Here is a 228-nt window from a genome sequence, read left to right as displayed (position 1 = left end):
TTGAGAAAGTTGGAAAACCAGAAGCAGTTGCCGCAGATGCAGCTTATAAAACACCAGCGATTACAAGCTACCTATTTAACAAAGAAATCACACCTGCTTTCCCCTATACACGTCCTCGTACAAAAGAAGGATTCTTTCGCAAACATGACTATGTTTACGATGAACACTTTGATTGTTACCTTTGCCCTTCGGGAGAAACTTTAAAGTACTCAACAACAAATAAAGAGG

At 39.5% G+C, this 228-nt stretch carries 1 pseudogene; it reads left to right on the top strand.

From position 1 onward, the window contains the following. Positions 1-228: pseudogene (locus AS888_RS27200) on the top strand (IS5/IS1182 family transposase); the annotation flags it as partial.

The organism is Peribacillus simplex (assembly GCF_001542915.1).
In the GTDB taxonomy this organism is placed as follows: Bacteria; Bacillota; Bacilli; order Bacillales; family DSM-1321; genus Peribacillus; species Peribacillus simplex_B.
This window is presented reverse-complemented; position numbering and strand designations above follow the sequence as displayed.